Origin of the sequence: Streptomyces katrae, assembly GCF_000966975.1 — a bacterium.
GTDB lineage: Bacteria > Actinomycetota > Actinomycetes > Streptomycetales > Streptomycetaceae > Streptomyces > Streptomyces katrae.
In genome coordinates this window covers 1-9133 of the sequence record NZ_JZWV01000877.1, presented here as the reverse complement: position 1 = coordinate 9133, position 9133 = coordinate 1, and the positions used below count along the sequence as shown (strand labels likewise).

At 73.4% G+C, this 9133-nt stretch carries 8 protein-coding genes; 4 read left to right on the top strand and 4 right to left on the bottom strand.

Annotated elements, in window-relative coordinates; genetic code table 11:
• Nucleotides 1-115 precede the first annotated feature (115 nt).
• Complete coding sequence (argG, locus tag VR44_RS28565) at nt 116-1570, top strand: argininosuccinate synthase (protein WP_045950499.1); 1455 nt, start codon at nt 116-118, stop codon at nt 1568-1570.
• A gap of 48 nt (nt 1571-1618) precedes the next feature.
• Here the strand turns inward: argG and VR44_RS28560 are convergent, their stop codons facing one another.
• The 4 genes from VR44_RS28560 to VR44_RS28545 are packed head-to-tail and all read right to left on the bottom strand — an operon-like array spanning nt 1619 to nt 6232.
• Nucleotides 1619-2509 (bottom strand): MBL fold metallo-hydrolase, encoded by an 891-nt coding sequence (locus VR44_RS28560; protein WP_045950498.1) that lies wholly within the window; start codon nt 2507-2509, stop codon nt 1619-1621.
• 23 nt (nt 2510-2532) lie between these two features.
• Nucleotides 2533-3792 carry a ketosynthase chain-length factor gene (locus tag VR44_RS28555; protein ID WP_245692384.1) on the bottom strand — a complete coding sequence of 420 codons (1260 nt, stop codon included), beginning with the start codon at nt 3790-3792 and terminating at the stop codon, nt 2533-2535.
• A complete protein-coding gene (locus tag VR44_RS28550; RefSeq protein ID WP_045950497.1) occupies nt 3789-5060 on the bottom strand; it encodes a beta-ketoacyl-[acyl-carrier-protein] synthase family protein in 1272 nt (423 codons plus the stop codon). Before VR44_RS28550 ends, VR44_RS28555 begins: the two co-directional genes overlap by 4 nt.
• Nucleotides 5057-6232 carry a DegT/DnrJ/EryC1/StrS family aminotransferase gene (locus tag VR44_RS28545; protein WP_045950496.1) on the bottom strand — a complete coding sequence of 392 codons (1176 nt, stop codon included), beginning with the start codon at nt 6230-6232 and terminating at the stop codon, nt 5057-5059. The genes VR44_RS28550 and VR44_RS28545 overlap by 4 nt, the downstream gene beginning before the upstream one ends.
• Before the next feature lie 175 nt (nt 6233-6407).
• On the opposite strand from VR44_RS28545, the gene fabG reads away from it, so the two are divergent.
• From fabG to VR44_RS28530, 3 genes are read left to right on the top strand one after another with little or no spacing between them, the layout of a single operon-like run.
• Nucleotides 6408-7211, top strand: coding sequence for a 3-oxoacyl-ACP reductase FabG (fabG, locus tag VR44_RS28540; RefSeq protein ID WP_045950495.1), 804 nt, complete (start codon nt 6408-6410; stop codon nt 7209-7211).
• Between the two features lie 57 nt (nt 7212-7268).
• A complete protein-coding gene (locus VR44_RS28535; RefSeq protein ID WP_045950494.1) occupies nt 7269-8222 on the top strand; it encodes an aromatase/cyclase in 954 nt (317 codons plus the stop codon).
• The gene (locus VR44_RS28530) at nt 8219-9067 is read left to right on the top strand and encodes an oxidoreductase (protein WP_045950493.1); all 849 of its coding nucleotides are present in this window, start codon (nt 8219-8221) and stop codon (nt 9065-9067) included. The genes VR44_RS28535 and VR44_RS28530 overlap by 4 nt, the downstream gene beginning before the upstream one ends.
• The last annotated feature ends 66 nt before the right edge of the window (nt 9068-9133 follow it).

Genomic DNA, 9133 nt, shown 5'->3' with positions numbered 1-9133 from the left:
CCCCGGGTCTGAGCGGGCTTGTCGATCATTAACGGCGTTAACGCCCGCCATGACGCCGTTAACGGCGGAGCCCCCTCCACTTGCATGAACATGCATCGTTCTGCATACTCATCCCATGTCTAAGGTCCTCACCTCCCTTCCCGTCGGCGAGCGCGTCGGCATCGCCTTCTCCGGCGGACTCGACACCTCCGTCGCGGTCGCGTGGATGCGCGACAAGGGCGCCGTCCCGTGCACCTACACCGCCGACATCGGCCAGTACGACGAGCCCGACATCGCCTCGGTGCCCGGGCGCGCCCAGGCCTACGGCGCCGAGGTCGCGCGTCTGGTCGACTGCCGCGCGGCGCTGGTCGAGGAGGGCCTGGCCGCGCTGACCTGCGGTGCGTTCCACATCCGCTCCGGCGGTCGCGCCTACTTCAACACCACCCCGCTCGGCCGCGCCGTCACCGGCACGCTGCTGGTCCGGGCGATGCTCGAGGACGACGTCCAGATCTGGGGCGACGGCTCCACCTTCAAGGGCAACGACATCGAGCGGTTCTACCGCTACGGCCTGCTCGCCAACCCGCACCTGCGGATCTACAAGCCCTGGCTCGACGCGGCCTTCGTGACCGAGCTCGGCGGCCGCAAGGAGATGTCGGAGTGGCTGCTGGCCCACGGCCTCCCCTACCGGGACAGCACGGAGAAGGCGTACTCCACCGACGCCAACATCTGGGGCGCCACCCACGAGGCCAAGACCCTGGAGCACCTGGACACCGGCCTGGAGACCGTCGAGCCGATCATGGGCGTCCGGTTCTGGGACCCCTCGGTCGAGATCGACACCGAGGACGTGACCATCGGCTTCGAGCAGGGCCGCCCGGTCACGATCAACGGCAAGCAGTTCGCCTCCGCCGTCGACCTGGTCATGGAGGCCAACGCCATCGGCGGCCGGCACGGCATGGGCATGTCCGACCAGATCGAGAACCGGATCATCGAGGCCAAGAGCCGCGGCATCTACGAGGCGCCGGGCATGGCCCTGCTGCACGCCGCGTACGAGCGCCTGGTCAACGCCATCCACAACGAGGACACCCTCGCCCAGTACCACAACGAGGGCCGCCGCCTCGGCCGGCTCATGTACGAGGGCCGCTGGCTGGACCCGCAGGCCCTGATGGTCCGCGAGTCCCTCCAGCGCTGGGTCGGCGCGGCCGTCACCGGCGAGGTGACCCTGCGGCTGCGGCGCGGCGAGGACTACTCGATCCTCGACACCCAGGGCCCGGCGTTCAGCTACCACCCGGACAAGCTCTCCATGGAGCGCACCGAGGACTCGGCCTTCGGCCCGGTGGACCGCATCGGCCAGCTGACCATGCGCAACCTCGACATCGCCGACTCCCGCGCCAAGCTGGAGCAGTACGCGGTGCTCGGCCTGATCGGCAGCGGCAGCCCCGCCGTCGGCGCCGCCCAGGCGGCCGCGACCGGGCTGATCGGCACCATGCCGGAGATGCCGGAGGGCGGCGCCGAGGCCATCGCCTCCCGTGGCGAGGTCTCCGCGGACGAGGAGCTGCTGGACCGCGCCGCGATGGAGTCCGGCACCGACTAGCAGGCCCCCCTGCCCACGGCCCCGACCGCCCGTCCGTGCCGCCTGTCCTCAGGCGGCGCAGGCGGGCAGTCCGCCGTGGTACTCGACCATCTCGCAGAACATCTCCTCCACGTCGAGCCGGTGCCCCGGCTCGGCGCCCCGCGCCTCGGCGTAGGCGCGGTGCAGGTTGGGCACCAGCCGCTCGGCGTCCAGGAGCTCCGCGTACGGGCCGAGGTCGGCCTCCCGCGCGGCCTCCAGAGGGGTCAGCCCCGCCGCGAGGCCCTCGGCGGCCAGCCGCTGCACCAGGCGCAGGTACCCGGCGGTGGCGTCGAGCAGCCCCGGGCCGCCGACCGGCCCGTGCCCCGCGACGACGGTCTCCGGGCCGAGGGCGCGCAGCCGCTCGACGACGGCGAGCGAACCGGAGACCGAGCCGGTCAGGCAGAACGGCGTGGCCCCGGACATCACGATGTCCCCGGTGAACAGCACCCGCTGCCGCGGCAGCCAGACCACCGTGTCCCCGACGGTGTGGGCGGTGCCCGGGTGGACCAGCTCGACGGGGAAGTCCCCCGGGTGCAGGGTGAGCCGGTCGCGGTAGGTCAGCCCGGGCAGCTCCACGCGGACCTCCCCCCAGGGGACGTCCGGCCACAGCCGGGTCAGGTGCAGTCCGGCGAGGGCCATCTCGGCGCGCGCCGCCTCGTGCGCGACGACCAGGGCCCGGCCGGCGAAGAACCGGTTACCGAACGTGTGGTCGCCGTGCGAGTGGGTGTTCACCACGAAGCGCGGGGCGTGCGGGGTGATCCGGGCGACCGCCTCCCCCAGGGCCCGGGCACGGGCCTCGGTGGCGGCGGTGTCGACCAGCACGGGCCGGCCGCCGCCCGGGGCGATCAGCCCCGCGTTGTTCAGGCACCAGCCGCCGTCGGGCTGGAGGTAGGCCCAGACGTGCTCGGCCACCTCCTCCATCCGGGGCCCGCCGCCGCTCCCGCTCACCGTCCCCGGACCACCATGGCGGCGTTGAATCCGCCCCGGCCCCGGGCCAGGACCAGTGCCGTGCGCAGCCGGGCGGGCCGGCGCACCCCGGTCACCAGGTCGAGGGGGCAGTCCGCGGCGGGCGGCCCGGCGTGCACGGTCGGCGGGATCACCCCGTCGCGCAGCGAGAGCAGGGCCGCGGCCAGGTCGAGGGAGGCGCCGCCCGCGGCGAGCCGGCCCGTCATGGTCTTGGGCGCGGTCACCGGGACCCCGTACTCCCCGAAGAGCTCGGCGAGGGCCTCGGCCTCGGCGCGGTCGGCCTCGCGCCGGCCGGCGGCGTCGGCGAAGACCACGTCCACGTCGGCGGGGGCCAGCCCGGCCTCGCGCAGGGCCAGCGCGGCCGCGTCGCGCAGCCGGGGAGCGCCGCCCGAGCCGGGCGGCGGGTCGAAGGTGGCGGCGTACCCGGCGACCTCCCCGTAGGGGCGGGCGCCGCGCTCGCGGGCGGAGGCCCCGTCCTCCAGGACGAGCAGCGCCCCGCCCTCGCCGACGACGTGCCCGCCGGCTTCCTCGGAGAAGGGCAGGTAGGCGCGCTCGAGGTCCTCGGAGGTGCTGAGTTCGCCGGAGGCCAGGTGGGCGGCCCAGCCCCAGGGGCAGAGGGAGGAGTCCATGCCGCCGGTGACGACCAGCCGGATGCCCTTGCGGAGCTGGCGGCGGGCCTGGGCCACGGCGTCGAGCCCGCCGGCCTGTTCGCTGACCAGGACGCTGTTGGGGCCGCGCATGCCGTTCTTGATGGAGATCTGGCCGCTGTTGACGGCGTAGAACCAGGCGAAGGACTGGTACGCGCTGACGTACTGGCCGCCCTTGCTCCACAGGGCCTGGAGCTCGCGCTGCCCGAACTCGTAGCCGCCGGCCGAGCTGGCGGTGATCACCCCGGCCGCGTAGTCGGGCAGCTCGGCCGGGTCCACCCCGGCGTCGGCGAGGGCCTCGTCGGCGGCGGTGAGGGCGAGCCGGGTCACCTGGTCGGTCTGCGGCAGCAGCCGGCCGGGCAGGTGCGCGGCGGCGTCGAAGCCCTGGACCTCCCCGGCGAGCTTCGCCGGGTACTGCCCGGCGTCGAAGCGGGTGACCGGGCGGATGCCGCTCTCGCCGCGCAGGACCGCGCTCCACCAGGCCTCGGTGCCCAGGCCGTTCGGGGCGGCCACGCCGATCCCGGTGATCACCGGGGCGGCGGAGGCGGCCGCCGAAGACATGACGGGCGCGTCGGCGGTCTGCGTGCTCATGCGGCGGCTCCCAGGCGCGGGCGGGTCAGGATCATGGCGCTCTGGAAGCCGCCGAAGCCGCTGCCGACGCTGAGGACGGTGTCCGTGCGGTGCTCGCGCGCGGTCAGCGGGATGTAGTCCAGGTCGCAGCCCGGGTCGGGGTGGTGCAGGTTCGCGGTCGGCGGGACGGTGTTGTGCTCGATGGCCAGCGCGCTCGCGGCCACCTCCAGGGAGCCGATCGCGCCCAGCGAGTGCCCGATCATCGACTTGATGGAGCTGACCGGGACCTCGTAGGCGTGGCTGCCGAGGCTGCGCTTGAAGGCGGCGGTCTCGTGCCGGTCGTTCTGCTTGGTGCCGGAGCCGTGGGCGTTGACGTAGTCGACGGCGGTGGCGGGCAGGCGGGCCTCGTCGAGGGCGACGGTGATGGCCTCGGCCATCTCGCGGCCCTCGGCCTTCAGGCCGGTCATGTGGTAGGCGTTGCCGCGGCTGGCGAACCCGGCTATCTCGGCGTAGACGTGGGCGCCGCGCCGGCGGGCGCTCTCCAGCTCCTCCAGGACGAGGATCGCCGAGCCCTCGCCGAGGACGAACCCGTTGCGGGTGGCGTCGAAGGGGCGGGAGGCGGTCTCCGGGTGGTCGTTGCTGGGCGAGGTGGCCTTGATGGCGTCGAAGCAGGCCACGGTGATCGGTGAGATCGGGGCCTCGGTGGCGCCGGTGACCATCACGTCGGCGCTGCCCTCGCGGATCAGCTCCACGGCGTGCCCGATGGAGTCCAGGCCCGAGGTGCAGCCGGTGGAGACCATGGAGACGGGGCCCTGGGCGCCGACCCGCCAGGCCACCTCGGCCGCCATCGAGCTGGGCACGAAGTAGTCGAACAGGTGGGGCACGGCGAGGGTGTGGTCCACCTGCCAGGTGGAGCCGCCCCCGCTCACGGCGTTGTACTCGTTGTCCAGGCCGGTGGTGCAGCCCACCGCGCTGCCCAGGGTGACCCCGGTGCGGGTGGGGTCCAGGGCGGCGGTGTCGAGGCCGCTGTCGCGGACCGCCTCGTCGGCGCTGACCAGCGCGAACTGCGCGGCCCGGTCGAGGCGGGCGGCCTCCTCGGGGGTGAACCCGTGGGCGAGCGGGTCGAAGTCGGCCTCGGCGGCGATCCGCGAGCGGAAGCCGGAGGCGTCGAAGAGGCTGATGGCGCGGGTCGCGGTCCGCCCGGAGGTGAGCCGGGCCCAGTACGCCTTGGTGCCCACTCCCCCGGGTGCGACCACGCCGATCCCGGTGATGACGACGCGTCGGTTCATGGGGTGTCCTTCACGGTGAGTCCTTCGTCGGTACTGGCGAGCCGGGAGCGCACGGACCTGCGCAGCGCGTCGATGACGGTGGCGACGTCCGCGTCGCTGAGGCCGGGGTGCAGGGGCAGGCGTACGGTGCGGTCCACCGCCCAGTCGCAGGAGGGCAGCGGGGGCGCCGGGGGCTCCGCGTCGCCCTCGGCCGGGAACCGGTGCAGGGGCGCGTGGTGGGAGGTCGTGTAGATCTCCTCGGCCAGCAGGTCGGCGACGACCCCGTCCCTGATGGCGGGGTCGAGCTGCACCCAGTACAGGCAGTCCGTGGACTCGTGGCCCTCGGGCAGCGGCGGGGGCGTCAGCAGCCCCTCGGTGCCGGCCAGTTCCCGGTCGTAGCGGGCGGCGATCTCGCGGCGCCGCGCCACCATCTCGGGGAGGCGGCGCAGCTGGACGGAGCCGATGGCGGCGGTCAGGTCGTTGCCGGCGATGCCGCGCCCGTACTCGGGCAGGTCCGGTTCGCCGGGCAGGGTGGCGTGGCCGAAGCCGCTGGCGCGGACCAGGCCGCGCCGGACGAGGAGGCGGGTGCGGGCGGCCCGTTCGGGGTCCTTCGCGTAGACCATGCCGCCGTCGCCGGTGACCAGGACCCGGCCCGGGTCGAAGCTCCACACGGCGAGGTCGCCGAAGGTGCCGGCGGGCAGGCCGTCGACACGGGAGGCGACGGAGCAGGCGCCGTCCTCGATCAGGGCGAGGCCCAGCTCCCGGCAGCGCGCGGCGATGCGCAGGATGTCGCCGGCGCGTCCCCCGTAGTGGAGGAAGAGGACCGCGCGGGTCCGGTCGGTGAGGGCGGCCTCGACGTCCTCCAGGGACGGGTTGAGGGTGCGGCGGTCGACGTCGCAGAAGACGGGGCGGCCGCCGCGTCCGGCCACGGCCTCGGCGGTGGCGGGCAGGCCCAGGGAGGGCAGGACCACCTCGTCGCCCGGCTGGAGGTCGAGGGTCTCGACGGCCAGGTGCAGGGCGGTCGTGCCGGAGCTGGTGAACACGACGTGGTCGGGTTCGATGCCCAGGTGCTCGGCGAAGGCCGTCTCGAAGGCCTTGGTGCGCCGTCCGCTGCCGAGCCTGCGGTCGTGGAACACCCCGGCGACCGCGTCGAGTTCCTCCGCCCCGACCTGGGGCTGAAACAAGTTGATCATGGTCGCCTCTCACGTGCGGGTGTCTCCCCGATCCTGTCGACCACCGCTCGACGAACGATGGAGGACCGGTGGTCCCCCCGGTCGCGGCGGGGCGGCCGAGACGCCTTCGAGTACCGCTCCATCGCGGTGACAGATCCTCCGCGTGCGCCACCTGTCGATTCACCGAGGAGTTCTCATGCCCGACCAGGCCCAGGAGCAGGACCAGACCAAGCGCGTCGCCGTCGTCACCGGAGCGACCAGCGGTATCGGCCTGGAAGCGGCCCGCACCCTGGCCGCGCAGGGGCACCGGGTGTTCATCGGCGCCCGCGACGCCGACAACGTGGCCCGTACCGTCAAGGAGCTCACCGCCGAAGGTCTGGAGGTCGACGGCGCGAGTGTCGACGTGCGCAGCGGGGAGGACGTCAAGGCCTGGGTCGAGGCGGCCGTGGAGCGGTTCGGCACCATCGACGTGGTGGTCAACAACGCCGGCCGCTCGGGCGGCGGCGTCACCGCCGACATCACCGACGAGCTCTGGTACGACGTGATCGAGACCAACCTCAACAGCGTCTTCCGCGTCACCCGCGAGGTCCTGAACACCGGCGGCATGCGCGCCAAGAACCGCGGCCGCATCATCAACATCGCCTCCACCGCGGGCAAGCAGGGCGTGGTCCTGGGCGCCCCCTACTCGGCGTCCAAGCACGGCGTGGTGGGCTTCACCAAGGCGCTGGGCAACGAGCTGGCCCCGACGGGCATCACCGTCAACGCCGTCTGCCCCGGCTACGTCGAGACGCCGATGGCCGAGCGGGTCCGCCAGGGCTACGCCGCCGCGTACCAGACCACGGAGGAGGCGGTGCTGGAGAAGTTCCAGGCCAAGATCCCCCTCGGCCGCTACTCCACCCCGCAGGAGGTCGCCGGCCTCGTCGGCTACCTGGCCTCCGACACCGCCGCCTCCATCACCTCGCAGGCCCTCAACGTCTGCGGCGGCCTCGGCAACTTCTGAGCCCGGCCCGCCCGATCACGTACGCCCGCACGACCCCCGATCCCGAGGAGCAAGACCATGCCGCAGCCCGGCCTGCGTGAAGTGGAGCACGAGATCACGGTCTCGGCCCCGGCCGCCGCCGTGTACCGGTTGATCGCCGAGGTGCAGAACTGGCCGCGGATCTTCCCCCCGACCATCTACGTGGACCACATCCCGCAGGGCGGGAACGAGGAACGCATCCGGATCTGGGCCACCGCCAACGGCGAGCCCAAGAACTGGACCTCGCGCCGCACCCTGGACCCGGAGAAGCTGACGATCACCTTCCGCCAGGAGGTCCCGGCTCCCCCGGTCGCCGCGATGGGCGGCACCTGGATCATCGAGCCGCTCCCGGAGGGCGAGTCCCGGGTGCGGCTGCTGCACGACTACCGGGCCGAGGACGACGACCTGGCCAAGCTGGAGTGGATCGACAAGGCGGTCGACCGCAACTCGCGCTCGGAGCTCGCCGCGCTCAAGACGAACGTGGAGCGCGCCCACGCCACCGAGGACCTGACGTTCTCCTTCGAGGACACGGTCCGCGTCGAGGGCTCCGCGAAGGACGTCTACGACTTCGTCAACGAGGCGGACCTGTGGCCCGAGCGGCTGCCGCACGTGGCGGTCGTCCGGCTGACCGAGGACACCCCGGGCCTGCAGGAACTGGAGATGGACACCCGGGCCAAGGACGGCTCCGTGCACACGACCAAGTCCTACCGGGTGACGTTCCCGCACGAGCGGATCGCCTACAAGCAGACGACCCTGCCCGCGCTGATGAGCCTGCACACCGGCTACTGGACGTTCGCCGAGGACGGCGAGGGCGGCGTGTCCGCCTCCTCCCAGCACACGGTGACGATCAACACCGAGAACATCGCCCGCGTCCTGGGCCCCGAGGCGACGGTCGAGGACGCCAAGGCCTACATACACACGGCCCTCAGCACCAACAGCACCGCCACCCTCAACCACGCCAAGGCCTTCGCCGAGCAGCGGGCCCGTCGATGACGGACGGGACGCCTCGGGTCTGGTTCGTCACGGGCGCCTCCCGGGGCCTGGGACGGGCCGTCGCCGAGGTCGTCCTGGAGGCCGGGGACACCGTGGTCGCCACGGCCCGCCGCGTCGAGGCGCTCGACGGACTCGTCGAGCGCTTCGGCGCGCGGGTCGTCCCCATGACCCTGGACGTCAGCGACCGCGCGGCGGTGTTCGCCACCGTCGCCGAGGCCGCGGAGCGGGCCGGACGGATCGACGTCCTGCTGAACAACGCCGGCTACGGGCTGGCCGGCGCCGTGGAGGAGGTCACCGAACGCCAGGTCCGCGACCAGTTCGACGTGAACTTCCTCGGCGCCCTGTGGACCACCCAGGCCGTACTCCCGCTGATGCGCCGCCAGGGCTCCGGCCACCTCCTGCAGATGTCCAGCATCGCGGGCGTGACCACGTACCCGAACCTGGGCATGTACTGCGCCAGCAAATGGGCCCTGGAGGCGATGGGCGAGACCCTGGCCCAGGAGGTCGCCGGCTTCGGGATCAAGGTCACCCTGATCGAGGCCGGCGAGTTCCGTACCGACTGGAGCGCGAGCTCGATGGTGCGGGCCACGCCGAAGACCGCCTACGACGCCGTGCTGGCCAAGCGCCGGCACGGCCTGTCGGGCGCCTTCGCCCACCTCCAGCCCGGCGACCCGCGCCGGGCCGGGGTGGCCCTCCTGAAGCTCCTGGAGGCCGAGGACCCCCCACTCCGCGTCCTCCTGGGCACCACCGCGGCCGACCGCGCCCCCACGGCCCTGCGCGAACGCCTGTCCGTCTGGGAGCAGTGGGCCCCCCTGGCCCCGACGACGGACTTCCCGCCGTCCTGAGCCCGGTTCCTAGAGCCCGGCGGCGGCGCGCAGGGCGTCGACGCGGTCGGTGCGCTCCCAGGTGAA